We start from the raw sequence: 25,760 nt of genomic DNA on the forward strand, positions 1-25,760 counted from the left end.
CGGCGACATCGTCCTGATCTGGGGCGCCACCGGCGGCCTGGGCTCCTACGCCGTCCAACTGGCCCACCGCGCCGGCGCCATCCCCATCGGCATCATCAGCAACCCCCACAAAGCCGAACTCCTGCACCACCTCGGCTGCCAGCACATCATCGACCGCCAGGAACTGGGCTTCACCGAACGCACCAGCGCCCACGTGCACGACACCACCACCACCCCAGCCGACGCCGCCGAACGCTGGCGCGCCCTGGGCGGCGCCATCCGCAAACGCGTCGGCGAAGACCCCCACGTCGTCTTCGAACACGTCGGCCGCGAAACCTTCGGCGCCTCCGTCTTCGTAGTCCGCCGCGGCGGCTCCGTGGTCACCTGCGGCTCCAGCACCGGATACCAGCACCAATACGACAACCGCTACCTGTGGATGAAACTCAAGCGCATCATCGGCAGCCACGGCGCCAACTACCAGGAATGCGTGGAGGCCAACCGGCTGCTGGAACTCGGCCTGATCATCCCAGCCCTCTCCCGCGTCCACCCCCTGGACCACATCGCCGAAGCCGTCAGATCCGTCCAACTCAACCAACACGCCGGCAAAGTCGGCGTCCTCTGCCTCGCCCCCCACGAAGGCCTGGGCATCCAGGATCACCGGCTGCGCGAGCAGATCGGCGAATCGCGGCTGCACCTGTTCCGGGACCACGCCGACGCCTCGGCGACGCTCGACTCGATCGACCGGGACGCGGAGCTGATCGGATCGGCGGCGCGCTGAACCGGCGCCCGCGCCCAAGACCTGCCTCAACCCGCCGGACACCCGCCGGACACCCGCCGTGACCAACGACTGACGCCCTGCCGAGAATCGCCCCGTTTGAGCTCGGCGCGACCGGGCAGCCAGCCGTATTGCGCGCGCGGCCCGAGATCATCACACGGAGGTAGCAACACCCGAGCGTGCGTTGCACTGTTCCGAGACAGACCGACCAGCAGCCGGCTTCGGCTGCCCCGATCCGACCTGATCCGACTTGGACGAACCTCAATCCGGATTCGCCCCGCCCGCGGGCGAGGCAAGCGAAGCGGTCCGATCACCTGGCCGACCCGAATCCGCAATGGGCGGAGCGGGCACGCACGCGTGCGACGCAACGGGTATGGAGTATCCGGTGGCCGAACCTTCCCTGCGGAAGCTGGCCCGGTTGAGCGCGGAGACGACCGCGCCGCGCCGAGCCCGCGACCTCGTCGCGCAGGTCTGCGCGGCCTGGCACGGCGAGCAGTTCCTCGAGCTCGGCCAGCTGGTCATCAGCGAGCTGGTGAGCAACGCGGTGCTGCACTCGGGAACCGTGATCGAGGTCGAGCTGCGGCTCGAAGGGGACCGGCTGATGCTGCGCGTGCACGACGACGGCGCCGGCCTGCCTGTCGTCGTGCCGCCGGGACAGCGCATGATCGGCGGCGTGGGGCTCGATCTGGTCTCACGGGTTGCACAGTCCTGGGGCGTTACGCCGGATCCGCGCGGCGGTAAGGACGTCTGGTGCGTGCTCGCTTCCACGCGCAACCCGCCGAACGCCTTCTGACGACCGGCATTAGCCCGATCGGCCGCCTTCCGGGTGGCTCGGTACAGCCGCTGGCGTGCGCGACGATGGCATACTGACCAGCGGACGGCCCGGGTTGGTGAAGCAGCCCACCGTCTCGGGCACGACGCCGCTCCTGTCGTCGAGGGAGCCGCACGATGCCGCAGGACGCTTCGCCGCCTGCGCCGGTGCCGCCCGGGTCTGGCCCGTTCGCCTGCCGCGTGCTGCGGGAGACGGCGGGCACCGCCACGCTCTCGGTGTGCGGCGAGATCGACCTGGCCACCAACGACCGGCTGCACGCCGCCCTGGCGCCGCTGCTCGCCGACGAGCGCGTACTGCTGCTGGATCTTTCGCAGATCACGTTCATGGACTGCTCGGGTCTTCAGGTGCTGCAAACCGCGTTCCAGGCGCACGACCGCTTCGCCGTCGTCGCCCCCAGCGTGGCCGTGACGCGGCTGCTGGAGCTATCCGGGGCGCGGCTGCCGGTGTATGCCTCGGCAGAAGAGGCGATCAGGGAGCTCACGTCAGATCCGCCGCGTTGATCGCCTCGGGGTCCTGGCCGGTGAGGATCACATACCTGGCGACGTCCCCGATCTTCGTGTTCAGCCGCTGGGAGGCCCGCACGAGCCGGGCGAACGCTTCCGGCGAGTCACAGCGGTGACGCTCCATCAGGATGCCGGTGGCCTCGCCGATGACCTGGCGCCGGTCCAGGCCGCCGCGCATCACCTCCACGGTCGTCGCGTTCCCGAGCGCGAGCGCGGCGTGCGCGGCGTAAAGGGAGGCGATCTCGCCGTCAAGGCCGCTGAAGGCGCCCGGGCGCTGCGCGTGCAGGTTCAGCGCGACCCGCCAGCCGTCGGTCCGGCCGAGGCCGCAGGAGATCACGCTGCGCACCCCCAGGCCGAGCGCCCGCTCCGCGAACTTGGGCCAGCGCGTCTCGGTGGCCATGTCGTTGATGCACACGACCGTGTCCTGCTCCGCGGCCGCCAGGCACGGGCCCTCGTTCTCCTCGCTCTGCACCCGGTCGAGCAGCAGCACGACCTCGTCGGTATAGGCAGGGCTCTCCATCGTGCGGTCGCGACGCAACGCGGTCAGGCCGGCGTGCTCGGCTCCGTCGACTATTTCAGGCGCCGTATAGACGATGGTTCGCATCGTCTGTTCTATCGATGCCTGCTGATGCAATGATGTGGCCGCTTTGACCAGCCGCCGCGCCACCTTCGTCTCGGCACGGTGCGCGCCCATGCCCGCCGACCTCCTGATCGTTTGTGCGAATGCGCCTTCCGCATTCTGTTCGGTATCGAGTACCCGCCCGCCGAGAAGGAAACCGCTGGCCGCAGGTGGCGCGGGTTACATCGTTCGGGTCACGGACGTGAGCCGCGGCGCCCGAGTGCCGGCGAGCGGCCGACTCATTTCCGGGTGAACTCGAGGTCGAAGATCCGGCGGCCGGCGGCGAGGGCGCGGCGCTCGAACTTGGTCACCGGCCGGTCGGCGGGCCGCGGCGCGAAGCCGCCGTGGGCGTTGGAGAGGCCGGGGTCTGCAGTAAGCGTCTCCAGCATCTGCTCCGCGTAGGGCGCCCAGTCGGTCGCGCAGCGCAGCGAGCCGCCGGGGCGCAGCCGCTCGCGGATCAGGGAGACGACGTCCGGCCGGATGATCCGGCGCTTGTGGTGCTTCGCCTTCGGCCAGGGATCGGGGAAGAACACGTGCACGGCGTCGAGCGAGCCCGGCTTCATCAGGTCCCTAAGCAACTCCACCGCGTCGCCGCGGGCCGCCCGCAGGTTGGTCAGGCCGCCCTGCTCGGCCAGCAGGAGCAGGTTGGCCAGCCCGGGCGTGTGCACGTCGGCGCCGAGGTAGTCGCGCCCGGGGTCGGCCGCGGCCATCGCGGCGGTCGCCTCGCCCATGCCGCAGCCGATCTCCAGGACCAGCGGGGCCGTTCGGCCGAACAGCGCGGCGGCGTCGAAGCCGGGGCCGTCGCCGGCGATGTCGTAGCCGCGCTGCGGCCAGAGCCGGCCGAGCGCTTCCGCGCGTGCGGCGCCGATCCGCCCACGGCGCGGGTGGAAGGTGCGTATGTGCGGCGCGGCCTGCTGCGTCGGCTCCTGGGTGAACATCCGTACCAGCCTAGTGGGCTGCGCTCGGCGCACCTACTTGCACTCCGACTGTTAGCGATATATCGTTAACACATCGGGTAAGTCGCCCGACTACTAAGGAGATAACGATGAGTATCCATTCTTTCCCCATGGACGGACCGTTCCGCGAGCGTCGCGGACGGAACAAGCGTGACCGGATCGACCAGGGCGGGCGCGAGGAGCGCCGGGCCCGCTGGGAGCGCGGCGAGCACCCCGAGCAGCACGAGGGCCCGCACGAGCATCGCGGCCGCGGGCGCGGCAGGCATGGCGGATTCGGCGTGCCGCCCCTTCCACCGATGCCGCCCGGGCCGTTCGGCGGGCCGGAGTTCTGGGAGGGCCCCGGCTTCGGACCGCGCGGACACCGGCGCGGACGCGGCCGGGCCGGGCGCGGCGACGTGCGCGCGGCGATCCTGGCCCTGCTGGCCGAGGAGCCGCGCAACGGCTACCAGATCATCCAGGAGATCGAGCAGCGTACCGACGGGGTGTGGCGGGCCAGTTCCGGCTCGGTGTACCCGGCGCTCGCGCAGCTCGAGGACGAGGGCCTGATCGAGCCGGTCGGCGAGGGCGGGCGCAAGCTGTTCACCCTGACCGAGGCCGGCCGGCAATACGCGGAGCAGAACAGCGAGCAGCTCTCCCGCATCTGGCAGGAGGCCGTCGGCGGCCCCGGCGCCCGATTCGAGGAGTTCGCCCGCGACCGCGACGTGATCGCCCAGCTGATCATGGCGTACCGGCAGGTCACCCAGGTCGGCGGCACCGCGCAGCGCGAGGAGGCGCGAGCGGTCCTGGTCAAGGCGCGCCAGTCGCTGTACAAGATCCTCGCCGCCGACGACGAGCCGAGTGACGCGCAGCCCAGCGAGTAACAACACCCCAGGCCGGGCCAGTGGCCTTGGCGACCTAATCTGCCCGCGCCTTTCGAGCCAACGAGGCCCGGTTCCGGCCAGCACGCCGGAGCCGGGCTTCGGCCGTCCGCGCACCGGGTACAGTGATGCGCCATGGCACGCCCCCTCAACGAAGTCGTGGAAGCCGGCTGGGCGAAGGCGCTCGAACCGGTGGCCGGACAGATCGCCGCGATGGGCGACTTCCTGCGGGCGGAGGTGGCGGCGGGCCGCACCTACCTGCCGGCCGGGACGAACGTGCTGCGCGCGTTCCAGCAGCCGTTCGACGCCGTGCGGGTCCTGATCATGGGTCAGGACCCTTATCCGACTCCGGGCCACGCGGTCGGCCTGAGCTTCTCGGTCGCGCCGAACGTGCGGCCGCTGCCGGGCAGCCTGGTGAACATCTTCCGCGAGTACAGCCAGGACCTGGATTTTCCGGCGCCGTCCAACGGCGACCTCTCGCCGTGGACCGAGCGCGGCGTGCTGCTGCTCAACAGGGCGCTGACAACGGCGCCGAGCAAGCCGGGAGCACACCGCGGCAAGGGCTGGGAGGCGGTCACCGCCCAGGCGATCAGCGCCCTGGCACAGCGCGGCACTCCGCTGGTCGCGATCCTGTGGGGCCGCGACGCGCGGGAGGTCAAGCCGCTGCTCGGAAGCGGTGTCCCGTGCATCGAGTCCGCGCACCCGAGCCCGATGTCCGCCGACCGCGGCTTCTTCGGTTCGCGTCCGTTCAGCCGGGCGAACGATCTGCTGGCGCGCCAGGGCGCCGAGCCGGTCGACTGGCGCCTTCCGTGACAGTCCGCCGCCGGCCGTTTCGCAGTCGGTTGTTTCGCCGCGCGAACTGGGCTTTTTCTTAGCTTCCGATCATGTGCGACCGGGTCCGCGACGCGCTAACGTGACAAGAGGTCACCAAGGTTTCAGCGCCAGGAGGCGGATCATGGCGGCCGGCCATGTCGTGGCGTTCGGGATCGCCGCCGGGGTGAGCATCGTCACCGCGGTCGCGGGGGCGCTGCTTTGCGGTTCGCAGTTCACCAGGTCGCGAAGGCTGCTCCAGCGCGGGTCACACGTGACCGCCCGGGTGGTCGAGGCGATTCCGCAGCATGCCGCCGGGCAGTCCTTCCCCTCGGACGCCGCGCGCATCGTGGTCGAGTACGAGATCGAGGGGACCAAGCACCGCGAGACGATCCTGCTCGCCCGCACCTCGCAGGACAGCTACCGGATCGGCGACGAGCTGGAGGTCATGGCCGGCTGCGGGCGCTCCCCGCACGTGCGCACGCATGAGGAGCCGAACATCGTGTACGGCACGGTCGAGCAGATCACGGGGGCGGCCCTGGTGATACTCGCCGCCCTTCCGCTGTTCATCATGCTTTCCGTGCACGCCCTCACGCCCTGACGGTGCCGCGGCCGTGACCGTGACCGTGACCGTGACTGCGACGCCGTCCGACTCGGTCAGCCGACGAGGTCTCGCAGCGCCCTGACAGCTTTGAGCGCGTCATCGTGGGTGTTGTAGAGCGCGTTGAAGCCGAACCGCAGCACGTCCGGCTCCCGTTTGTCGCAGACCACGGAACGCTGCGCCAGCTCAGGCACCAGCCGCACGGCGTCGCGGTGTCGCAACGCGACGTGGCTGCCCCGGCGCTCGGCGGCCCGCGGCGTGGCCACCTCGAATCCGAGCTCTGCCAGGGCCGCGTCACAGCATTCGATGAAGAAGCCGGTCAGGCTCAGGCTCGCGGCACGCAACTCCTTCAGGTCGACGCCGTCGAAAGCGGACAGCGCGGCCTGCAGGGTGAGCAGGGAGAGCATCGGCGGGGTGCCGATCCTGGCGCGCGCAATGCCGTAGGCCGGCTTGTACGCGTCCTGCATCGCGAACGGATCCGCGTGGCCGTTCCAGCCGGCCAGCGGGTGCCGGACCGCGTCGTGGTGCCGTGCGGCGATGTACACGTAGGCCGGCGAACCGGGGCCGCCGGAGAGGTACTTGTACGTGCAGCCGACGGCGAAGTCGACCTCCGCTTCGTCCAGCCCGATGGGCATGGCCCCGGCGCCGTGGCACAGATCCCAGAGCACGACCGCGCCGGCTTCGTGCGCGGCTCGGGTGATGCCCGGCAGGTCCCAGCGTTCGCCGGTGCGATAGTCGACGATCGGATATGAGACCACGCAGACGTCCCCGCCGATCTCGGCGAGCACGGCGGGGGCTTCCGGCGCCGGCACGCGCTGCACTTCCAGGTTCAGCAGCTCAGCCACCGAATCGGTCAGATAGGCGTCGGTCGGGAAGTGCCCCGGGTCGGTCAGCAGCACCCTGCGACCGGGACGAAGCCGAGCGGCGGCCGTCAGCGTGTTGAATAACTGGACGGAAGTCGAGTCGCCCGCGACCACCTGGCCCGGGGCTGCGCCGAGCAGCGGAGCGATGAGTTCGCCGATCCGCAGCGGCGCCTCCCACCAGCCCTCGTCCCACCAGGAGGAGATCAGGCCGTTGCCCCACTGGCGGTGTACCGCGTCCTCGACCGCCGCGGGCACGGCTGCGGGCAGCACGCCGAGCGAGTTGCCGTCGAGGTAGACCAGGTTCGGCGGAATCAGGAACCGCTCCCGCGTGTACGCCAGCGCGTTGGCCGCGTCGAGCTTCGCGGCGCGCTCGGCGAGTTCCGCGAGCGTGGCCTGGGTGTCAGCGTTCGATGTTGGCGCGGTATTCGAGGGTGTCGCGGTGTTCGAGGGTGTCACAGCCACGGTCATGCCCATCCCTGGTCGCGCAGAGTCCACAGATCGGGGAAGTACTTGCGGTGTACGCCGCGCTCCAGCCATTGGGCGCCCGAGGTGCCTGCCGAGCCCGGCTTGTCGCCCATCGAGCGCCAGACCGACAGCAGGTGCCGTTGCTTCCAGCGCAAGTGCCGCTCGGCCGTGTCGAACAGCGCGTCGCCGAGGTCCGTCAGGTCCGCGTGCGATGCGTCGCCGCCGCCGTATACCGCACGCCACACGGCAACCACGCGGTCGTCACCCTGATACTCGGTCCGCGGATCACGCTCAGCCAGCGCCTGCGGTACCGCGAACCCACGACGACGCAGCAGCGTGAGCGCCGCGTCGTATAGCGAGGGCGCGGCTGCCTGTGCGGCGAGGTCGGCGTGAATGCCCGGCGTCTGCTCGTGCACGGCCAGCGCGCGCGGGTGCCGGGCACCGAGCAGGAACTCGACGTGCCGGTACTGGTAGGACTGGATCCCGGAGGCGACCCCGAAGGACTCGCGGAAGGCGTCGAACTCGGTCGGAGTCAGCGTTCGCAGGGCCTCCCACGCCGCGATCAGCGCGTCCTGCACCCCATGTCCGCGCCGCAGCGTGCGCACCACGCCGCGCACATCGGCGTTCGGACGACCCAATTCGTCGCGGGCGCTTTCCCATTCGTGGCGCAACAGCGTGAAGTACAGCTCCATGACCTGCGTGACGATGATGAACGACAGCTCGGCCGGCGCGTCGGTGCGCGGGCGTTGCAGCGTCAGCAGGGCGCGCAGCTGCGCGTAGTCCTCATACTCGTTGAGATCCGTCCGCTCGGGTGCGGTGAGTTTCGCAGGCACTCAGATATGAAACTACCGTCCACGATGGCTCGGAATGGCCGATGGCACCGCGTTGACCGCTACCGGCTTACGATCGAAAGGTGATAGTACGCAGCGACTTTCCAGACGCCATCGACTGGCTGCTACTTGCCGAGTTGCAGCGGGACGGCCGGCTCTCCTTCAACGAACTGGCCCGCCGGATCAACCTGTCCGCGCCGGCCGTCGCCGAGCGGGTGCGCAGGCTGGAGCAGAGCGGTGTGATCACCGGCTATCACGCGCACGTGGACCCGTCGCGGGCCGGCCGCACGGTCGAGGCGCTGGTCCGGATGGCCTGCTATGGGCCGCGTTGCCTGCTGCGGCACCCGGACGTCATCGAGCAGAGCCCCGAGATCCTGGAGGTGCACCGGCTCACCGGCGACGCCTGCTGCCTGCTGCGCGTCGCGGTCCGGTCGATGCCCGACTTCGAGGCGCTGATCGACCGGCTCGCGGACCACGGCCAGCCGTCCTCGACGATGGTGCTCTCCTCCCCGCTGGCCTGGCGCCCGGTGCTGCCGTCGCAGTAGCGCACGCCCGTCCAGGTGACGGCCGCGCAAACGCCTGTGCAGGGTCCTGAGTTCTGCCAGACTGCTCAGCGAGCGCTACGGCGGAAAGGGGCGGGGCTGTGGACGGCACGAACGCGAACGCGAACGAGACAGGCGAGGCTGCCGGGGGCGGCGGACTGCAGTCCATCGACCACATCGTGGTGCTGATGCTGGAGAACCGGTCCTTCGACCACCTGCTCGGCTACCTCTACCACGACACCGGCAACGTGAGCCCGAGCGGCCAGCCCTTCGAGGGCCTGACCGGCACGGAGTCCAACCCCGGCACCGACGGCAAGCCGGTCCCGGTCTTCCCGATCAGCCCGAGCACCCCGAACGCCTACTTCATGCCCGGCGCGGACCCGGGCGAAGGCTACATGGCGACCAACAGCCAGCTGTTCGGCTCGAACGCGACGCCGACCGCGCCGGCGCTGCCGTCGATGCAGGGCTTCGTGACGAACTACGCCTACACGCTCGGCTGGGAGGGGCGCGAGGGCTGGTCCATCGTGGGCGGGACGCAGCCGCAGGACATCATGGGCTGCTTCACCCCCGAGGCGCTGCCGGTGCTCTCCGCACTGGCCCGCGGCTACGCCGTGTGTGACCACTGGTTCGGTTCGGCCCCGACCGAGACCCTGCCGAACCGGGCCTTCGCCCTGGCGGGGACGAGCCAGGGCCACATGGACGACAAGACCCGCACGTTCACCTGCCCGTCGATCTTCGGCTCGCTCACCGCGGCGAACGTCAGCTGGAGCGTCTACGGCTACGACGCGCAGCCGCTGACCAAGCACAACTTCCCGGACATCACCGGCGCCCCGGCCTCGCACTTCGGCCTGTTCAAGGACTTCACGGCGGCTGCAGCGGCGGGCTCGCTGGCCCAGTTCGTGTTCCTCGAACCGTCCTGGAGCGCCACCGGCAACAGCCAGCATCCGAATTACGACGTTGCGCTCGGCGAGCAGCTCATCCACGACGTCTACGAGGCGCTGCGCACCGGCCCGCAGTGGAACAGCACCCTGCTGATCGTAACCTACGACGAGCACGGGGGCTGCTACGACCACGTGCCGCCGCCCTGGGGCGCGACCCCGCCGGACAACTCGACCGGTGAGTTCGGGTTCGACTTCACCCGCTTCGGCCCGCGCGTGCCGACGCTCCTGATCTCGCCGCTCATCCCGGCGGGCACGGTCTTCCGGGTCCCCGACGGCGCGACGCCGCTGGACCACACCTCGATCCTCAAGACGATCGAGACGCGGTGGAACCTCAAGCCGCTCACCGCCCGCGACGCGGTCGCCGAGCATGTCGGAGCGGCGATCAGCCTGACCACGCCGCGCACCGACGACGTCCTCGCCGGCGTCGTCGTGCCGGTCTCCGGCGGCGTCACCCCGTCCGCGGGGAAGATCAGCCATCTGCAGGAGGTCCTGACTGATCTGATGGCCCGCCAGGTCCCGGCCGGCGCGCACGTGCCCGCCCCGCGCACGAGCGAGGAGGCGGAACAGTTCATCCGCGAGCGCTCGCGGGCGGAGGTGGAAGGCGGCTGAGCTCGATCCGCGGATCGCGGACCGAGAATCGCAGACGGAGCCGCCGCGCCGACGGCCTCCCGGCGGACGTGCGCCGCGTCGGCGGCCCGATTCGCTCAGTGCTTCAGCGCGGCGAGGATGCGCTGCTCCTCGGCCGGGGCCAGGCCGTGGCCGTTGATCCGGCCATCCTCGTCGGCGAGCGACGGCGCGTCCTTGAGCCAGGCCCAGGTGTCCCGGACCGTGTCCTCGATCGGGCGGCAGACCAGGCCGGCCGCCAAGGCGGGCGCGCTGTCCTTATCCCACACCGCGGCCGCCTCGCCCTCCTGCGGACTCCACAGCGGCAGGCCGGACCAGATCGTGACCTCGTGTTCCAGCAGCACCTCGTCCGGCGCCCAGGTGAAGTGCGCGTCCGAGCCGGTCGTCTGCGCGCACGCGGCGAGCCATTCGCCGAAGGTCGTGTGGCCCTTCGGGCCCGCGAGCAGGTACCGCCCGGGGTCTCCCGCCTCGATGCAGTGCAGGCCGAAGCGGGCGATGTCGCGAGCGTCGATCAACTGCATCGGGCGCTTCGGGTCGCCCGGCGCCAGCACCTCGCCGCCGCGCGCGATGCGGGAAAGCCACCAGGTGAGCCGGCCTGAGGTCTCGTGCGGGCCGAGGATGATCCCGGGGTAGTGAACCAGCACTCTGCCGGGGAAGTTCTCGCGGATCGCGCGCTCGCAGCCGGCCTTGAGCGGACCGTACTCCCCGTCCGTCGCGTCCGGCGGGCAGTCGAACAGCGGTGAGTCGGCGGTGAGCGGCCGGCTGGGGAAGTCGGCGAAGGCTGAGGCGCTGGAGATGAACAGGTAGGCGCCGGCCGCCTCGGCCAGGGCGCGCGCCCCCGCCCCGACGGTCTTGGGGACGTAGCCCGAGGTGTCCACGACCGCGTCCCACGGCCCGGCCGCCGTTCCCTCGGCGACCAGCCGTTCGAGGTCCGCGGGGTTCTCCCGGTCGCCGCGCACGGCCGTCACGCCCGGCAGGTCCGGTCCGGAGCGGCCGCGGTTGAACACGGTGACGTCGTGGCCGGCGTCGAGTGCTTCGGCCGCGAAGGCCCGGCCGAGGAATCGGCTGCCGCCGAGGATGAGGATGCGCACCCCGCCATCCTCTGGCCCGCGCGGATTAGCGGCAACGATGTTCGCGCAGAGCGGATCCGGCAAGGCCCGCGCACCCAAACCGGTGGCTCGAGGAGTCAGTAGGTCAGGTTAATCGGGGTTGTCACAAGCGGGAGGGACCATGAGCACTACCGTCATCAACGGCGCGGCGATGGATAACGATGTCATGGCGCAGGCCGCCATCGGTTCCGGCGCCTTCGCCGGCGGCGCGGGACCCAGTCCCAGCCTGCCCTACCACGGCATACGCCTCTCTGAGCAGCAGCGGACCCAGTTCGACCGGGACGGTTACTTCATCGTCCGCGACGCGATCCCCGCGGAGTTGCTGGTTCGGCTCGACGAGGCGATGGAGCGGGTCTACGCGCAGGAGAAGGCCGCCGGCGGCCTGCGCCAGGACGATCAGAGCCTGCACCTGATGGGCTTCCTGCACCGCGACAAGACGTTCCTTGAGCTGCTGGAGCTGCCGACGGTCTTCCCGCTGGTCTGGGGAATCCTCGGCTGGAACATCCATGCCTACCATCATCACCTGGACGTTCACCCGCCGATTCCGCAGCAGCGGCCGAAGGTGTGGCGCTGGCACCAGGACGGCGGCCGGCAGAACCTTGAGATCGAGACCGAGCCGGTGCGCCCGCTGCTGTCGATCCGCACCTCGTTCTGGCTCTCCGACGCCTCACAGCCGGGCCGCGGCAACTTCATGTGCATTCCCGGCACGCACAAGACCAGCCGGCTGCCGCGCCCGGAAAACCCGGAGCTGGGCTTCGAGGACCCGGAGGGCGCGATCGAGGTGTGCCCGAACCGCGGCGACGTGGTCATCTTCGACCGGCGGATCTACCACGGCCGGTCGGACAACTACTCGCAGATCACCCGGAGGGTGCTGTTCGTCGGATGGACGTACCGGTGGATCGCACCGCACGAGGATCGGGTGATCACCCCGGAGCACCCGTGGTGGGACGAGCTGACGCCGATTCAGCAGCAGCTGCTCGGCGGCGGCCGGGACGCCCTCTCGTACTGGGGGCTCGGCGAGGATCACTTCCCGCTGCGCGAATACCTCGCCGAGCGCGGGCTGCTCGACCCCGCGGTCAACAACAACCGGTGAGGTGACGGCCCGGGTCGCGAGCCGCGTGCGCCGGTCGGATCCGGCCCGTCGGAGCTGGCCGCTCTGATCGGGTCGGTCAGATCGGGTCGGTCAGATCGGGTCGGCGCCGTTCGCGGGCCAGGTCTCTTCGAGATAGACCACCGCTCCACGCGCGTCGCGGATCGCGGCGAGCCGGTGCGCGATGAACGGGCGCGTTCCCTGCGGCAGATCGCCGAGATCGAAGAATCCGATCTCGGCGATCTCCTCGGGTTGCGCGCGCAGCAGCTCCGGCTCGCGGCACACGCCCGCGTCGAAGGTCAGGCTCAGGAATTGCAGCGGGCTGCCGTTGAACCGCTGCGTCCAATGCACCGCGAGCAGCGGACCGACCCGTTCGACGAGGTAACCCAGCTCCTCGGCCAGCTCACGCGCGCAGGCCTCGGCCGGCGGCTCGTTGTCGTCCACCACGCCGCCCGGCAGCGACCAGCCCTCCCGGTAGGTGTTGCGAACCAGCGCCACCCTCCCGTGCTCGTCGCGCAGCACCGCGTTGGCGGACAGCGCCAACTTGGGCAGACTCGCGAACCACCGGGCCGATTCGAGCGGGCTGTAGGAAGTCACGGAGATCGAGTCTGCCAGACGGCGGATCGACCCGATGGATCGCACCCGTCACCACGTACTTCTCGAGGGCTGTGCTCCGCAGGTGTGTGACCGGCCGCGCGGACTGCGGTCAGCCGATCGCCTTCGCGGCGTTGGCAGCGATGGCGTCCACGATCGCCAGCCACAGCGGTTCGGGCAGATCATGCGCCATGCCGGGGAACACGATCAGCTCTGCTCCGTGGATGGCCGCCGCGGTCGCGCGCCCGCCGCTGATGTCGACCAGCGGATCCTGGTCGCCGTGCATGACGAGCACGGGCAGCTTCAGCGTGCCGAGCGCCTCGGTTCGGTCGGGCGATGCGGCGATGGCGGCCACCTGGCGCGTGGCGCCTTCCGGCCGGTACGAACGTTCGTATGCGTCGACGGCGCGCCGGTACCGCACCTCATCGGTTACCGCGTATTCCGGTGTCTTCGAGCCGATGATGCGTTGGACGGTGACCGTGCGCTCAATTGCCTGCGTCCGATCCGCGCCGCGCGGCGACATCACGGCGGCCAAGGCCTCACCGGAAGGCTGTCCGACCGCGCGGTTCCCGGTCGTCGACATGATGGAGCACAGCGAAAGGACGCGCTCACCGTGCCTGATCGCCAGCTCCTGCGCGATCATCCCGCCCATCGAGGCGCCGACCACGTGCGCCCGTTCCATGCCGAGGGCGTCAAGCAGTCCGGCCGCGTCGTCCGCCATGTCCGCGAGGAAGTACGGCGCCGTGCTCGTGTCCCCGCCGAGGATGGCGAACAGGTCGGGCTCCGGCTTCTGGTCGAACTGCGTGGACAGTCCTATGTCCCGATTGTCGAACCGGATGACGTAGTAGCCCCGCTCGGCGAGCATCGTGCAGAACCCCGGCTCCCAGGCCGTCATCTGGGTGCCGAGACCCATGATCAACAGCAGGGGCTGATCCTGCGGCGCGCCGAAGGTGTCGTATTCGAGTTCGATGCCGTTAGCCTCGGCCCGTGGCATGGGCTCTCCTTCCGCTGAAACGGACCCGCGTTCTCCAGATCATCCCAACCCGGCGGCTCCAGTACACCTGCGCGCCTTCGTTGTGATCGATCAGAGCCGTGTTCAATGGGAGCGTGTCGAATCGTGGAGCGGTACTCGAATCACTGCGCGCCGACCGGACACTCGACCGCTGGCTGCGCGACCTCGAGACCGAGGACCCGCCGGAGCTCGACGTCACGCTCCCGGACGCCGACGACCTGCCCGAGGTCCTGCTCGATCTTGCCGTCCCGCACGAGGACATCAACGAGCTCGTCGCGCTGCGCGCTCAGGTAGTCCAGGACGCCGAGGTCCGGCGGCTGCTGGAGCTGGTCACGCGGTCGCTGGCCTGCCGCATCGGCACGATCGGGTACCAGACGCAGGCCCCCGATCTGCCGAAGTCTTGGGGCGCGCTCGGCCGGTACTTCTACGTGTTCGTGTACGTGGCGACGCTGCCGCACACGCTCGACTACCATCGCGGCCTCGGCGTTCCGCCTGAGATCTCCAGCCGCACGCTCGCGGACATCGGCCGGAACATGTCCAGATATCGCACGCGGTATGGCGTCGGCGGCATGCTCCATCCCTGGTGGCCCGCGCTGCATCTGCGCGGCGAGCTCTACCAGCTCGGGCGCTTGCAGTTTCAGCGCGCGACACTCGGCAATCGCACCGGTAACTCGGTCGCGCAGGCCGGGCTCCCCTACGGTCCGGGCAGCCCGACGCTCGGCCTGCACATCCCGGACCACCTCGGTCCGCTCAGCCCGGCGGCCTGCGACCGTTCGCTGGAGCGCGCCCGCGAGTTCTTCGCACGCTGCTATCCCGAGGAGCGCTACGCGATCGCCACCTGCCACTCATGGCTGCTCGATCCGCAGCTGCAAGAGCGCCTGCCGCCCGTGTCGAACATCCTGCGCTTCCAGCGCCGGTTCCAGATCGCGTACGTCTCGCCGGAGGAGTTCGACCAGGGGACCCTCGGATTCGTGTTCGGCGATCCGGACCAGCCACTCGACGCGCTGCCGCGCCGCAACAGCCTGGAGCGCGCCATCGTCGATCACCTGCGCGCCGGCGAACACTGGCATGTGGGGCACGGCTGGTTCGAGCTGTAACCGGCCGGCAGCGATCCAAGAACGCTGCGGTCCAAGAACGCTGCGGACCAAGAACACCGCGATCCGAAAACACGGTGGACAGCCGGCTCCCGGGGTGCAATCTTTGACTCAGTCAAAGGATAATCTTGCGGGAGTCAACGATGACGACGAGCGCCGACCCGGTGACCGCTGTGCGAGCCTTCACCCGGTTCTATACCGCCCAGCTCAGCGTGTTGCGTGAGGGGCTGCTCGACACCCCGTACTCGATGGCCGAGGCGAGGATCATCTTCGAGCTGCACCACCGCGGCAGCACGGACAGCGCCGACCTGCGCCGGTCGCTCGACCTCGACGCGGGATACCTCAGCCGGATCCTGGCCAGGTTCGAGTCGGACGGCCTGGTGACCCGCCGCCCCTCGCAGACCGACGCGCGGCGGCAGACCGTCACCCTGACTGCGGCCGGCGAGCAGGCGTTCGCGCTGCTGGACCAGCGCTCGAACGAGCAGGTGAAAGCCCTGCTCAAGCCGCTGACCGCCGAGGAGGTGCAGCGGCTCACCGCGGCCATGGACACCATCCGCGAACTGCTCGGCTCCTCGCCGCGCCGGGACGCCTACCTGCTGCGGCCGGCCCGCCCCGGCGACTACGGCTGGGTGATCAGCAGGCACGGCGCGCTCTACGCGGAGGAACACGGCTGGGGGCCCTCGTTCGAGGCGTACTGCGCGCATGTGGTGGCCGAGTACATGGAGAAGCACGACCCGCAGCGCGAGAACGCCTGGATCGCGGAGCTGGGCGGCGCACCGGTCGGCTCGATCTTCTGCGTGCGGCGGGACGAGGAGACCGCGCAGCTGCGTCTGCTGTTGCTGGAGCCGAGCGCGCGCGGCCTCGGCATCGGCGCCCGGCTCGTCGAGGAGTGCGTGCGGTTCGCGCGGCAGGCCGGCTATCGGCGCATGGTGCTCTTCACCACCGAGTTGCAGCGCGACGCGATGCGGCTCTACGCGAAGGCCGGCTTCCAGTTCATCGAGGAGGTCGACGGCGACACGATGGGGACGGGGGCGCGTGAACAGTTCTGGGCCATGGATCTGTGACGCTCCTCGCCCCGGCGCCGAAAATGCCTGAGCCCAGAACCGGGTCACCGGTTAGCTTGGCCTCATGGCAGACCAGACGCAGGGATCACAAGGGTACGAACTCGCGGAAGTGAACATCGCCCGGCTGCTCGCGCCGCTGGATTCTCCAGAGCTGGCCGACTTCGTCGCAGGGCTCGAACCTATCAACGCGCTCGGGGACGCGGCCCCCGGCTTCGTCTGGCGGCTCAAGGACGAGGCCCTGGACGACGCGACCTCGTTCCGCATGTTCGACGATGACTGGATCATCGTGAACCTGACGGTGTTCACCTCCGCCGAGGCCTTGCGCGCCTTCGTGTACGGCGACGCGCACCGCTCCTATCTGCGGCGGCGGCCCGAGTGGTTCGAGCGGCTCGTCGAGGCGGTCACCGTGCTGTGGTGGGTGCCGGCCGGGCATCGGCCGACGGTCGCCGAGGCCCAGGAACGCCTGGAGCATTTGCGCAAGCACGGCTCGACGGACTACGCGTTCCAGTTAAACGACACGGTCGCGCCTCCCGCGCCCGGATCGGAATACCTGCCGCAGTAAGACGGAAACGGCGCGCTCTGCGGTACGACGTACGACGTCTCAGGACACGCCGACGATCGGCAAGCGCAGCGCTCCGGGTGCGGATTCGGGTACGGCGGGACTGCGCGGCGTCACCGGATCGATGGGCCGGTACTCCTCGCCGATCGCAGGCCGCTGATCGGCCTCGCCCTTGTTCGGCCAGAACGACATCGCGCGCTCGGCCAGGGCCGTGATGGTCAGCGAGGGGTTCACGCCGAGGTTCGCCGGAACCGCGGCGCCGTCGACGACGTGCAGTCCTTCGTAGCCGAAGACGCGATGGTAGGGATCGATGACGCCTCGGTCGGGCCCTGCGCCGATGACCGCGCCGCCGAGGATGTGCGCGGTCATCGGCATGCCGAACAGGTCGCCGACGGTGCCGCCGGGAACGCCGCCGATGTTGTCGGCCATCAGCCGCGCGGCCTGGTTGGCGGCGGGAATCCACGCGGGATTCGGCTCGCCGTGGCCCTGCCTGCTACGGATCTTCACGCGGCCGGTGCGGGTCCGCTTCGGGTACACCGTCAGCGAGTTGTCCAGCGACTGCATCACCAGCAGGATCACGGTGCGCTCGGCGAATTTGTGCGTCGTGAAGAGCACTGGGATCTGCGTCGGGTGCCGCAGCATCTCACCGAGCGCTTTGATCGCGCGCGGCACGCGGCCGCCGCCGTCGGTCAGCGGTGCGCGCAGCAGACCCATCGAGTTGCTGCCTTTTCCGTACCGCACCGGCTCGATGTGCGTGTTCTCGTCAGGGTGGATCGACGAAGTAATCGCCACGCCCTCGGTGAAATCCTTGCGGTCATTACGCGAGGACGCCCCGAGAAGCGCCTCGGAGTTCGTGCGCGTCAACTCACCCAGCGTGGCGGAGAGCGCGGGCAGCTTGCCCGTGGCGCGCAGCGTGTGCAGAAGCCGCTGTGTGTTGTACGCGCCTGCCGAGAACACCACCTGCTGAGCGGTGAACGTCTTACGTGACTTCCGCGCGCCACGACGCCGGCCGACCGTCGGACGCGCCACGACGCGGTAACCGCCGCCGTCGAGCGGTACGACCTCGACGACCGTGGTCAGCGGATGGATCTGCGCCCCATTTCGCTCGGCGAGGTACAGGTAGTTCTTCATCAGCGTGTTCTTGGCGTTATGCCGGCAGCCGGTCATGCACTCGCCGCAGTCGATGCAGGTGCGCCGGGTCGGGCCGGCCCCGCCGAAGTAGGGATCCGCGACCGAGGTCCCCGGTGCCTCTCCGTTGTGGCCGAAGAACACGCCGACCGGCGCCTGGTGGTACGTCGCGCCGACGCCCATCTGGTCCGCGACGAACCGCAGTTCCTCGTCGGCCGGGGTCATGCGGTGGTACGTCACCACGCCGAGCATGCGGCGCGCCTGGTCGTAGTACGGGTCGAGCTCCTTCTCCCAGTCCGTGATGCCGCGCCACTGCGCGTCCTCGAAGAACGCACGCGGCGGCTTGTACAGCGTGTTCGCGTACACCAGGGAGCCGCCGCCAACCCCGGCTCCGGCCAGGATCAGCGCGTTGTCCAGCCGGTGGATGCGCTGGATCCCGGTCAGGCCCAGCCCAGGGGCGAACAGGAAGTCCTTCAGGTGCCAGGAGTTCTTGGCGAACTCGTGGTCGGCGAAGCGCCGGCCGGCCTCCAGCACGCCGACCTGGTAGCCCTTCTCGGTCAGCCGCAGCGCGGTCACCGAGCCGCCGAAGCCGGAGCCGATCACCAGCACGTCGTAGTCGAAGCCGCTCTCGCCGGCACTGCTTTCGGCGCCAGAGGGCCCTGCGTCGTTGAGGGGCACGTCCGCCATGGCGCGGATCGTACTACCGACCAGTAAGTATGGCGAGGGTCCGGGCCCGGACGCGCTGGCGGGGAATCCGGCCACGTCTTCGCCGCCGCAGCAGCCCGCAGTGGCACAGAATGAACACCGTGACCACGCAGGCCCTGCTTGAGGACTTCACCGAGCAGCAGATCGAGCGTTCGCGCCGGCGCAAGCGCGCCACCCTGCCGCTGCGCCTGGCTTCGGCCGCGATCGGCTTCGCGGCCGTCTGCCTCCTCGGATTCACTCACCTCGGCGCGGACCTCGTGCACGGAGCCGGCTCGCTCGCCGGCGGCGGCTGGCCCGCGTCCGCGGCGCTCGGCGCGGTGGCCCTCGACCTGGTGCTCACGCTGGTCGGCCTGCCGGTCAGCGTCCGCATGGAGACCGTCAACCGCGCCTGGGGGCTGTCCAACCGGTCGTGGCGCCTGTTCTGGACCGACGCCGCGAAGGGCTTCCTGATCGGCGCCGTCCTGTTCGGCGCGGTGAGCCTGGGACTGTTCGCGCTGATCCGCGCGCTGCCGGGCACCTGGTGGATCCCCGCGGCGGCGGCCGCGGCCGCGCTGGTGTTCGTGCTCTCCTTCCTGGTGCCCGTCGTCTTCGAGCCCTTGTTCAACAAGTTCCGGCCGATGGAAGCGGGACCGCTGCGTGAACGGCTGATGCAGGTGGCCGCACAGACCGAGGTGTCCGTGCGCGACATCCTGGTCAGCGATGCCTCGCGCCGCACCAACTCGATGAACGCTTATGTCTCCGGCATGGGCAAGACCCGTCGGATCGTGGTGTGGGACACCACGATCAAGCAGGCCACGCCGGACCAGGTAGCCGCGATCACCGCGCACGAGCTCGGCCACGCCGCCAAGCGCGACGTGATCACCGGCACCGCGGTCAGCTCGCTCGGCATGGTCGCCGGCACGCTGCTGCTGGCCTCCGTGCTGCACTGGCGCGCCCTGCTCGACGCCGCCGGAACGCCCGCCGTCACCGATCCGCGCTCGCTGCCGCTGATCCTGGCGATCGGCACGGTGCTCGGCGGGCTCGCCGCGCCGCTGTTCAACGCCTACAGCCGGCATGTCGAGGCCCGTGCCGACCAATACGCCCTCGACCTGACTCGCGACCCGGCCGCCGTCGTCGCCACCTGGCGCAACCTGGCCGTGCAGAGCATCTCAGACCTCGATCCGCACCCGCTGGCGCAGCTCTGGCTCGGCACGCACCCCGCCATCCCGGCCCGGATCGCGCACGCGCGCGGATGGGGCGCCCGACACGGGGTAGCGGTTGCTTTGCCGAGACCAGGTGAGACACCGGAAGACTTCACCCGCTCCAGCCAGGAGGCATAAATGGCCGACCGCGCCCCGCTCGACGACAGCACCGTAGAGCACTTGCTCGGCAGCCTTGAGGGCTGGACCCGCGAGGGTGATGCCATCCGCCGCGTCTACCAGGCCGAGGACTTCCCCGGCGCGATCCACCTGGTCAACGTGGTCGCGGTGCTGGCCGAGCAGGCCCGCCACCACCCCGACATCGACATCAGGTGGCGCACCCTCACCTTCACCCTGAGCACGCACGACGCCGGCGACAAGGTCACCATGGCGGACATCCGGCTGGCCGAGCAGATCAACGACGCCATCACCACGCAGCCTGCTGCTCGCTGAGAGCGAACAACCGCCCGGAACACCTCAGCATCCGGCGAAGTTGAGCTGATCAGACTCAACCTCGCGAACGCTAGGAGTTCCCGATGGCCCTCGCTCCGACCACCCGAGCCCTGCCCGTCCTGCCCCTCGACGACGCGGTGGTGCTCCCCGGCATGGTCGTGCCGCTCGACCTCAACGACCGCGAGGTGAGCGCCGCCGTGGACGCGGCCCGCGCCGAGCGCTCCGACTCCCCCGAATTACTACTCGTTCCGCGCCCCGACGGAAAATATGCCGCCTACGGCACGCTGGCCGTGGTCGAACAGACCGGCCGGCTGCGCGGCGGCCAGCCCGTCGCCGTCGTGCGCGGCACGCACCGCGCCAAGATCGGCCGCGGCACCACAGGACCCGGCGCGGCGCTCTGGGTGCAGGCCGAGGTCCTGCCCGAGCCCCCGGCCACCGAGCGCACCCGCGAACTGGCCGAGACCTACCGCGAGATCGCGGTCAAGATCCTGCAGCACCGCGGCGCGTTCCAGGTCGTCGACGTCATCCGGCAGATCCAGGACCCCTCCGCGCTGGCCGACTCGGCCGGCTACGCCCCGTACCTGACGCTGGAGCAGAAGACCTCGCTGCTGGAGACCGCCGACCCGGCCGACCGGCTGGAGACCGTGCTGGCCTGGGCCCGCGAGCACCTGGCCGAGCTCGAGGTCGCCGAGACCATCCGCAACGACGTCAACGAGGGCATGGAGAAGCAGCAGCGCGAGTTCCTGCTGCGCCGCCAGATGGAGGCCATCCGCAAGGAGCTGGCCGAGCTTGAGGGCCGCCCGGCCGACGAGAAGGACGACTACCGCGCCCGGGTCGAGGCCGCGAACCTGCCCGAGAAGGTGCACGAGGCGGCCATGAAGGAGGTCGACAAGCTCGAGCGCGGCGGCGAGCAGGCCCCGGACGCCGGCTGGATCCGCACCTGGCTGGACACCGTCCTGGAACTGCCGTGGAACGAGCGCACCGAGGACGCCTACGACATCCCGGCCGCGCGCGCCGTCCTGGACGCCGACCACTCAGGGCTCGACGACGTGAAGGAGCGCATCGTCGAGTACCTGGCCGTGCGCAAGCGCCGCGCGGACCGCGGCCTCGGCGTGGTCGAGGGCCGTCGCTCCGGCGCCGTCCTCGCGCTGGTCGGCCCGCCCGGAGTCGGCAAGACCTCGCTCGGCGAGTCGGTGGCCCGCGCGATGGGCCGCAAGTTCACCCGCGTCGCCCTCGGCGGCGTGCGCGACGAGGCCGAGATCCGCGGCCACCGGCGCACCTACGTCGGCGCCATGCCCGGCCGGATCGTGCGCGCGCTCAAGGAGGCCGGGACGATGAACCCGGTCGTGCTGCTCGACGAGATCGACAAGGTGGGCGCGGACTACCGGGGCGACCCGACCGCCGCGCTCCTGGAAGTGCTCGACCCCGCGCAGAACCACACCTTCCGCGACCACTACCTGGAAGTCGAGCTGGACCTGTCCGACGTCGTGTTCCTCGCGACCGCGAACGTGCTCGAATCCATCCCCGGTCCGCTGCTGGACCGCATGGAACTGGTGCGCCTCGACGGCTACACCGAGGACGAGAAGGTCGTCATCGCCCGCGACCACCTGTTGCGCCGTCAGCTCGACCGCGCCGGGCTGACCGCCGACGAGGTGACTTTCGAGGACGCGGCGCTGCGCCGGCTCGCGGCCGAGTACACCCGCGAGGCCGGGGTGCGTGACCTGGAGCGCGCGATCGCCCGGGTCCTGCGCAAGGTGGCGGCCAAGACGGCGACCGGCGAGCTGGAGCTGCCGGTGACGGTCAGCCCGGACAGCCTGCGCGACTACGTCGGCCGGCCGCGGCACACCCCGGAGACGGCCGAGCGCACGGCGGTGCCGGGCGTGGCCACCGGGCTCGCGGTGACCGGAGCGGGCGGCGAGGTGCTGTTCGTCGAGGCCTCGCTGGCCGATCCGGAGACCGGTTCCACCGGCGTGAGCCTGACCGGCCAGCTCGGCGACGTGATGAAGGAGTCGGCGCAGATCGCGCTGTCCTACCTGCGCTCGCATGGCGCGGAGCTGGAGCTGCCGGTCGGCGACCTGAAGGAGCGCGGCGTGCACATCCATGTGCCCGCCGGCGCGGTCCCGAAGGACGGCCCGAGCGCGGGCGTGACGATGGTGACGGCGCTCGGCTCGCTGCTCTCCGGGCGTCCGGTGCGCGCGGAGGTCGCGATGACCGGCGAGGTCTCGTTGACCGGCCGGGTGCTGCCGATCGGCGGGGTGAAGCAGAAGCTGCTGGCGGCCCAGCGGGCCGGGGCGAGCACGGTGCTGCTGCCGAAGCGCAACGAGCCGGATCTGGACGACGTGCCGGCCGAGGTGCGCGAGGCGCTGGAGATCCACCTGGTCTCGGACGTGCGCGAGGTGCTGAACCTGGCGCTCTCCCCCGCCACCACCCCGGAACTGCTTACCGCGACCGCCTAGTCAGCGGTTCGACCAGGCTCAGGCGCCGCCGTCCTCTTCGGAGGCGGCGGCGTCGCCGTCTTCGATGGAGTCCTGGACCTCGGCGGCGCCGCTCACGTCGGCCACGGAATCCCGCGGGGGCTGCTTCGACGGGACGCGGATCAGAACCGAGCCGGAGTTCAAGTCGATGGGGCCGCGCCCGGGCTCGCCCTGAGCCTCCTCCTCGCGCGTGTTCTCCAGCCGGCGCAATTCCTCGGTGCGGTGCCCACTGCCCGGGCTGAACAACTCGAAGAAGATACTCACCTCATCAAGGTACAGGCCGTTTGCGCCGGGTGGTACCGATGGATCCCGGCCGCGCCTCCGGCCGCAGGTGGGGCCGTAGCCGACTCAGCAAAGTCGCGTGGAAGAATCACCGGGCTCTACGGCCGCTCTCACGCACGCTTCAAGATCGTCCGCGAAAGTCTTAGCCATGACGATCACAGCTACCGCCACCGCCGCCAACGCAGTCGCTTCGGCTCATACGATCACTTACTCGGCCGCTCAGACGGCTACGGCCCTGACTGCCCTCTCCCCCGCGGCCGCCCCGACCCCCGGTGCATACACCGTCCCCGCCACCCGCGGAAGCGGCGGCACTGTGCATATCCAACTATCCGTCAAGCGAACCCAAACGCCCATCTGCACGCTGCCTTCCACGATCCCCGCCGCCGTGGACCCGCTCGGATCGGCAAGCGCGACTCAGGCCTCTTATCGGCCCGCGCTGCGCCGCGCGCAAGCCGCTATGCGGTACCCCGCGTGACGAACGTAGCTGTCACCGCGGTGCCGGGTCGGTATCGGGTCGCGCGTACGGTCAGCGAGTCGGCCAACTCGCGGGCTATGTAGAGCCCTCGACCGCCCTCTTCGCAGGTCGCCGCCTCGACCGCGGCCCGGTCCGGTATCTGCGCGCCGGTCCAGCGTCCCGCGTCGCGCACGGTGCAGGCGGCGGCCGGACCAAGCAGCGACGCCTCGCAACGCAGCACAAGGCGCACCGGCCCGCGCCCGTGCCGGAACGCGTTGCCGGCCAGTTCGCTCACGACGACGGCGGCGTCCATGGAGCGTTCGGTCAGACCCCAGCGGTCGAGGGTGCGCATGGTGAGCCGGCGCGCGTCGGCGACGGCCGTAGGGCCCGGCAGGGTGGTGATGACGAGTCGATCCAACGGTCCCGGCATGATCCATCGGGCGCGGTCAGGGACGTACGTGGTCAGGGACGGCCCGACCGCGGTGAGCATCCGACGGGCCAGACGGCGGGCTTCGCGCCGCACGGCCGATCACCTCTGTTTCGCCTCAGTTGATCGCCGCACTCGATCGCTGTTCACCAACTCCGTCATTGGTCACTCTGCGCTACCTTTGGGCAAACGTCAAGGTCTAGACCAATGTTTCACTCAGCGCTACTTGACAAACACACCCGAACATGGGCTGCACACGCCGCAGACACGTCGCGTACTCGCGCGCATTCGCACCGATATCGTGATCGCATCGTCCGGTTGAGGAGGCGGCGTGCGGAGCGTCGAGACGGTGTTGCTGTTGGTAGCGGTGGCGACCGTCGTCGCGGCCTTCGCCAACCGGCTCGCCATCCCGGCTCCGTCACTGCTCGTCGCGGTCGGCGTCGTGGCCGGACTCGTGCCGGGAGTGCCGACGGTGCGCGTCGCCCCCGAGGTGATCAGCCTGGTCGTGCTGCCGCCGCTGCTCTACGCCTCCGGCGAGGAACTTTCGGTGCGTGACCTGCGCGCGGTGTGGCGGCCGGTGGCGATCCTGGCGGTGGGGCTGGTGCTGGTATCAGCCTTCGCGGTCGCTTTCGTGGCGGCCGCGCTGACGCCGCTGCGTCCGGCGCTCGCCTTCGTGCTCGGCGCCATCCTCGCCTCCACCGACCCGGTCGCGGTGACCGCCCTGGCCCGCCGCCTCTCCCTGCCTCCGCGCATGCAGACGCTGGTCCAGGCCGAGTCGCTGTTCAACGACGCGACCTCGCTGCTGCTCTTCAAGGTGGCGATCTCGATCGCGGTCGCCGGCGGGGCGATGTCCGCGGGGCACATCACCCTTGAGTTCGTGAAGCTGGCCGGCGGTGGGGCCGGGCTCGGCGCGGCGGTCGCGGGAGCGGCGCGGCTGGTGCGCCGCCGGGTCGAGGATCCGCTGGTCGACACGGTCATCTCGCTCGTTACGCCGTACGCCGCCTACGTGATCGGCGAAGCCCTCGGAACCTCGGGCGTCACGGCTGTCGTGGTCGCCGCGGTGATCCTCGGCACGCAGGTGACGAAGGTGACCAACGCGCACACCCGCATCCAGCGCCACGCGGTCTACGAGACGCTGATCTTCCTGCTCGAATCCACCGTGTTCGGCCTGATCGGGCTGGAACTGCCGGTGCTGGTGCGGGATCTGCCGTCGCGGGACCAGCCGTGGGTGCTGCCGGTGCTCGCGATCACCGCGATCCTGGTGGCCACGCGCTTCCTCGGCGTGTTCCCGCTGTCCGCGGCGGCCCAACTGCGCGGCGGCGCGCGGCTGGGCCGAAGGGCGGGACCGGGAGACCAGCGGCTCTCCCTCCGGGTCCCGGTCGTCATCTCCTGGTCGGGCACGCGCGGCGTGGTGCCGCTGGCGGCGGCCCTGTCCATCCCGCTGACCGCCGACGACGGCAGCGCGCTGCCGGACCGCGGCCTGCTGCTGGTCCTGGTGACCGGCACGGTCGTGATCACCTTGCTGGTGCAGGGATTCACGCTCGCGCCGATGGTGCGGTGGGCGGGAGTCGCGGTGACGCCCGGGGCGCTGCACCAGGAGGACACCACCGCGCGCATCCAGCTCGCGAAAGCAGCGCTGGCCCGGCTCGACGAGCTGGCGGACGACGATTCGGCGCCGCCCGCGGTGATCGAGCGGCTGCGCTCGGAGTACGACACCCGGCTCGCCTACACCGCCGACGCGGCCGACCTCGGCGAGACCCCGGCGATCGTGACCGCGTACCGGCTGATGCGCCGGGACCTGATCGAGGTCGAGCAGGGCGAGCTCGATCAGCTGCACGCCGAGGGGAAGATCACCGACCGCACTCGCCGCAAGCTGCAGCGCATGCTCGACCTTGAGGACCTCACGCTCGGCGGCGAGTGACCGCGGAAAACCAGTGGCT

Annotated in this window: 26 protein-coding genes; 16 read left to right on the forward strand and 10 right to left on the reverse strand. The window is 70.4% G+C overall.

What is annotated here, in order from left to right:
- The 3 genes from VFA06_RS10445 to VFA06_RS10455 all read left to right on the forward strand — a co-directional run.
- Nucleotides 1-757, forward strand: a 757-nt coding sequence (locus tag VFA06_RS10445) for a zinc-binding dehydrogenase (protein ID WP_324840272.1), incomplete at its 5' end; no start/stop codon positions are given.
- A gap of 382 nt (nt 758-1,139) precedes the next feature.
- Nucleotides 1,140-1,547: an ATP-binding protein gene (locus VFA06_RS10450; RefSeq protein WP_324840273.1), complete on the forward strand. Its 408-nt coding sequence runs from the start codon at nt 1,140-1,142 to the stop codon at nt 1,545-1,547.
- A gap of 155 nt (nt 1,548-1,702) precedes the next feature.
- Nucleotides 1,703-2,086: an STAS domain-containing protein gene (locus VFA06_RS10455; RefSeq protein WP_324840274.1), complete on the forward strand. Its 384-nt coding sequence runs from the start codon at nt 1,703-1,705 to the stop codon at nt 2,084-2,086.
- Here VFA06_RS10455 and VFA06_RS10460 read toward each other — a convergent pair.
- Together VFA06_RS10460 and trmB are read right to left on the reverse strand one after the other, a co-directional pair.
- Nucleotides 2,064-2,783 (reverse strand): GAF and ANTAR domain-containing protein, encoded by a 720-nt coding sequence (locus VFA06_RS10460; protein ID WP_324840275.1) that lies wholly within the window; start codon nt 2,781-2,783, stop codon nt 2,064-2,066. The two genes, VFA06_RS10455 and VFA06_RS10460, sit on opposite strands and share 23 nt — an antisense overlap.
- A 164-nt stretch (nt 2,784-2,947) precedes the next feature.
- The gene (gene trmB / locus VFA06_RS10465; protein WP_324840276.1) at nt 2,948-3,646 is read right to left on the reverse strand and encodes a tRNA (guanosine(46)-N7)-methyltransferase TrmB; all 699 of its coding nucleotides are present in this window, start codon (nt 3,644-3,646) and stop codon (nt 2,948-2,950) included.
- A 107-nt stretch (nt 3,647-3,753) separates the two neighbouring features.
- Here trmB and VFA06_RS10470 point away from each other — a divergent pair, with 107 nt between their 5' ends.
- The 3 genes from VFA06_RS10470 (at nt 3,754) to VFA06_RS10480 (ending at nt 5,932) form a co-directional block, all read left to right on the forward strand.
- Nucleotides 3,754-4,524 carry a PadR family transcriptional regulator gene (locus VFA06_RS10470; protein WP_324840277.1) on the forward strand — a complete coding sequence of 257 codons (771 nt, stop codon included), beginning with the start codon at nt 3,754-3,756 and terminating at the stop codon, nt 4,522-4,524.
- A gap of 132 nt (nt 4,525-4,656) precedes the next feature.
- Complete coding sequence (locus VFA06_RS10475; protein ID WP_324840278.1) at nt 4,657-5,334, forward strand: uracil-DNA glycosylase; 678 nt, start codon at nt 4,657-4,659, stop codon at nt 5,332-5,334.
- A 142-nt stretch (nt 5,335-5,476) separates the two neighbouring features.
- Complete coding sequence (locus tag VFA06_RS10480) at nt 5,477-5,932, forward strand: hypothetical protein (protein WP_324840279.1); 456 nt, start codon at nt 5,477-5,479, stop codon at nt 5,930-5,932.
- A gap of 56 nt (nt 5,933-5,988) precedes the next feature.
- Here the strand turns inward: VFA06_RS10480 and kynU are convergent, their stop codons facing one another.
- Together kynU and VFA06_RS10490 are read right to left on the reverse strand one after the other, a co-directional pair.
- On the reverse strand, nt 5,989-7,251 hold the full coding sequence (kynU, locus tag VFA06_RS10485; protein WP_414639868.1) for a kynureninase: 1,263 nt from the start codon (nt 7,249-7,251) through the stop codon (nt 5,989-5,991).
- Between the two features lie 8 nt (nt 7,252-7,259).
- The gene (locus VFA06_RS10490; RefSeq protein WP_324840281.1) at nt 7,260-8,093 is read right to left on the reverse strand and encodes a tryptophan 2,3-dioxygenase; all 834 of its coding nucleotides are present in this window, start codon (nt 8,091-8,093) and stop codon (nt 7,260-7,262) included.
- Between the two features lie 80 nt (nt 8,094-8,173).
- Between VFA06_RS10490 and VFA06_RS10495 the strand changes: the two genes are divergently transcribed.
- Together VFA06_RS10495 and VFA06_RS10500 are read left to right on the forward strand one after the other, a co-directional pair.
- Nucleotides 8,174-8,635, forward strand: coding sequence for an Lrp/AsnC family transcriptional regulator (locus VFA06_RS10495; protein WP_324840282.1), 462 nt, complete (start codon nt 8,174-8,176; stop codon nt 8,633-8,635).
- A 98-nt stretch (nt 8,636-8,733) separates the two neighbouring features.
- Entirely contained in the window at nt 8,734-10,182 is a 1,449-nt protein-coding gene (locus VFA06_RS10500; RefSeq protein WP_324840283.1) for an alkaline phosphatase family protein, read from the forward strand.
- A gap of 95 nt (nt 10,183-10,277) precedes the next feature.
- Here the strand turns inward: VFA06_RS10500 and VFA06_RS10505 are convergent, their stop codons facing one another.
- The gene (locus VFA06_RS10505) at nt 10,278-11,288 is read right to left on the reverse strand and encodes an NAD-dependent epimerase/dehydratase family protein (protein ID WP_324840284.1); all 1,011 of its coding nucleotides are present in this window, start codon (nt 11,286-11,288) and stop codon (nt 10,278-10,280) included.
- Nucleotides 11,289-11,427: 139 nt separating this feature from the next.
- Here VFA06_RS10505 and VFA06_RS10510 point away from each other — a divergent pair, with 139 nt between their 5' ends.
- Nucleotides 11,428-12,399 (forward strand): phytanoyl-CoA dioxygenase family protein, encoded by a 972-nt coding sequence (locus tag VFA06_RS10510; protein ID WP_324840285.1) that lies wholly within the window; start codon nt 11,428-11,430, stop codon nt 12,397-12,399.
- 90 nt (nt 12,400-12,489) lie between these two features.
- Here VFA06_RS10510 and VFA06_RS10515 read toward each other — a convergent pair whose 3' ends face one another.
- Both VFA06_RS10515 and VFA06_RS10520 read right to left on the reverse strand, forming a co-directional pair.
- Nucleotides 12,490-12,993 (reverse strand): NUDIX hydrolase, encoded by a 504-nt coding sequence (locus VFA06_RS10515; protein ID WP_324840286.1) that lies wholly within the window; start codon nt 12,991-12,993, stop codon nt 12,490-12,492.
- A 109-nt stretch (nt 12,994-13,102) separates the two neighbouring features.
- Nucleotides 13,103-13,984 (reverse strand): alpha/beta hydrolase, encoded by an 882-nt coding sequence (locus VFA06_RS10520; protein ID WP_324840287.1) that lies wholly within the window; start codon nt 13,982-13,984, stop codon nt 13,103-13,105.
- 113 nt (nt 13,985-14,097) lie between these two features.
- Here VFA06_RS10520 and VFA06_RS10525 point away from each other — a divergent pair, with 113 nt between their 5' ends.
- From VFA06_RS10525 to VFA06_RS10535, 3 genes are all read left to right on the forward strand, one after another.
- Nucleotides 14,098-15,099: an acyltransferase domain-containing protein gene (locus tag VFA06_RS10525; protein ID WP_324840288.1), complete on the forward strand. Its 1,002-nt coding sequence runs from the start codon at nt 14,098-14,100 to the stop codon at nt 15,097-15,099.
- Between the two features lie 140 nt (nt 15,100-15,239).
- Nucleotides 15,240-16,160: a bifunctional helix-turn-helix transcriptional regulator/GNAT family N-acetyltransferase gene (locus tag VFA06_RS10530; RefSeq protein ID WP_324840289.1), complete on the forward strand. Its 921-nt coding sequence runs from the start codon at nt 15,240-15,242 to the stop codon at nt 16,158-16,160.
- A 64-nt stretch (nt 16,161-16,224) separates the two neighbouring features.
- Nucleotides 16,225-16,722 (forward strand): DUF3291 domain-containing protein, encoded by a 498-nt coding sequence (locus VFA06_RS10535; RefSeq protein WP_324840290.1) that lies wholly within the window; start codon nt 16,225-16,227, stop codon nt 16,720-16,722.
- A 39-nt stretch (nt 16,723-16,761) separates the two neighbouring features.
- Here VFA06_RS10535 and VFA06_RS10540 read toward each other — a convergent pair whose 3' ends face one another.
- Nucleotides 16,762-18,534: a GMC family oxidoreductase gene (locus VFA06_RS10540; protein ID WP_324840291.1), complete on the reverse strand. Its 1,773-nt coding sequence runs from the start codon at nt 18,532-18,534 to the stop codon at nt 16,762-16,764.
- Nucleotides 18,535-18,653: 119 nt separating this feature from the next.
- On the opposite strand from VFA06_RS10540, the gene VFA06_RS10545 reads away from it, so the two are divergent.
- The 3 genes from VFA06_RS10545 (at nt 18,654) to lon (ending at nt 22,639) form a co-directional block, all read left to right on the forward strand.
- Nucleotides 18,654-19,871 (forward strand): M48 family metallopeptidase, encoded by a 1,218-nt coding sequence (locus tag VFA06_RS10545; protein WP_324840292.1) that lies wholly within the window; start codon nt 18,654-18,656, stop codon nt 19,869-19,871.
- A complete protein-coding gene (locus VFA06_RS10550) occupies nt 19,872-20,183 on the forward strand; it encodes a 4a-hydroxytetrahydrobiopterin dehydratase (RefSeq protein WP_324840293.1) in 312 nt (103 codons plus the stop codon).
- An 83-nt stretch (nt 20,184-20,266) separates the two neighbouring features.
- Complete coding sequence (gene lon / locus VFA06_RS10555) at nt 20,267-22,639, forward strand: endopeptidase La (protein WP_324840294.1); 2,373 nt, start codon at nt 20,267-20,269, stop codon at nt 22,637-22,639.
- A gap of 18 nt (nt 22,640-22,657) precedes the next feature.
- Here the strand turns inward: lon and VFA06_RS10560 are convergent, their stop codons facing one another.
- The gene (locus VFA06_RS10560) at nt 22,658-22,921 is read right to left on the reverse strand and encodes a DUF6191 domain-containing protein (protein WP_324840295.1); all 264 of its coding nucleotides are present in this window, start codon (nt 22,919-22,921) and stop codon (nt 22,658-22,660) included.
- A 473-nt stretch (nt 22,922-23,394) separates the two neighbouring features.
- Nucleotides 23,395-23,916: an ATP-binding protein gene (locus tag VFA06_RS10565; RefSeq protein WP_324840296.1), complete on the reverse strand. Its 522-nt coding sequence runs from the start codon at nt 23,914-23,916 to the stop codon at nt 23,395-23,397.
- Between the two features lie 235 nt (nt 23,917-24,151).
- Here VFA06_RS10565 and VFA06_RS10570 point away from each other — a divergent pair, with 235 nt between their 5' ends.
- Nucleotides 24,152-25,741 (forward strand): Na+/H+ antiporter, encoded by a 1,590-nt coding sequence (locus VFA06_RS10570; RefSeq protein WP_324840297.1) that lies wholly within the window; start codon nt 24,152-24,154, stop codon nt 25,739-25,741.
- Nucleotides 25,742-25,760: the final 19 nt, after the last annotated feature.

Source organism: Actinocrinis sp. (assembly GCF_035653575.1).
Lineage (GTDB): Bacteria > Actinomycetota > Actinomycetes > Streptomycetales > Catenulisporaceae > Actinocrinis.

Bases quoted from the DNA above. Each gene is read 5' to 3' on its own strand.
- VFA06_RS10455 (WP_324840274.1), top strand. From the start codon at position 1,703: ATGCCGCAGGACGCTTCGCCGCCTGCGCCGGTGCCGCCCGGGTCTGGC.
- VFA06_RS10460 (WP_324840275.1), bottom strand. From the start codon at position 2,783: ATGGGCGCGCACCGTGCCGAGACGAAGGTGGCGCGGCGGCTGGTCAAA.
- trmB (WP_324840276.1), bottom strand. From the start codon at position 3,646: ATGTTCACCCAGGAGCCGACGCAGCAGGCCGCGCCGCACATACGCACC.
- VFA06_RS10470 (WP_324840277.1), top strand. From the start codon at position 3,754: ATGAGTATCCATTCTTTCCCCATGGACGGACCGTTCCGCGAGCGTCGC.
- VFA06_RS10475 (WP_324840278.1), top strand. From the start codon at position 4,657: ATGGCACGCCCCCTCAACGAAGTCGTGGAAGCCGGCTGGGCGAAGGCG.
- VFA06_RS10480 (WP_324840279.1), top strand. From the start codon at position 5,477: ATGGCGGCCGGCCATGTCGTGGCGTTCGGGATCGCCGCCGGGGTGAGC.
- VFA06_RS10510 (WP_324840285.1), top strand. From the start codon at position 11,428: ATGAGCACTACCGTCATCAACGGCGCGGCGATGGATAACGATGTCATG.
- VFA06_RS10520 (WP_324840287.1), bottom strand. From the start codon at position 13,984: ATGCCACGGGCCGAGGCTAACGGCATCGAACTCGAATACGACACCTTC.
- VFA06_RS10530 (WP_324840289.1), top strand. From the start codon at position 15,240: ATGACGACGAGCGCCGACCCGGTGACCGCTGTGCGAGCCTTCACCCGG.
- VFA06_RS10535 (WP_324840290.1), top strand. From the start codon at position 16,225: ATGGCAGACCAGACGCAGGGATCACAAGGGTACGAACTCGCGGAAGTG.
- VFA06_RS10540 (WP_324840291.1), bottom strand. From the start codon at position 18,534: ATGGCGGACGTGCCCCTCAACGACGCAGGGCCCTCTGGCGCCGAAAGC.
- VFA06_RS10550 (WP_324840293.1), top strand. From the start codon at position 19,872: ATGGCCGACCGCGCCCCGCTCGACGACAGCACCGTAGAGCACTTGCTC.
- lon (WP_324840294.1), top strand. From the start codon at position 20,267: ATGGCCCTCGCTCCGACCACCCGAGCCCTGCCCGTCCTGCCCCTCGAC.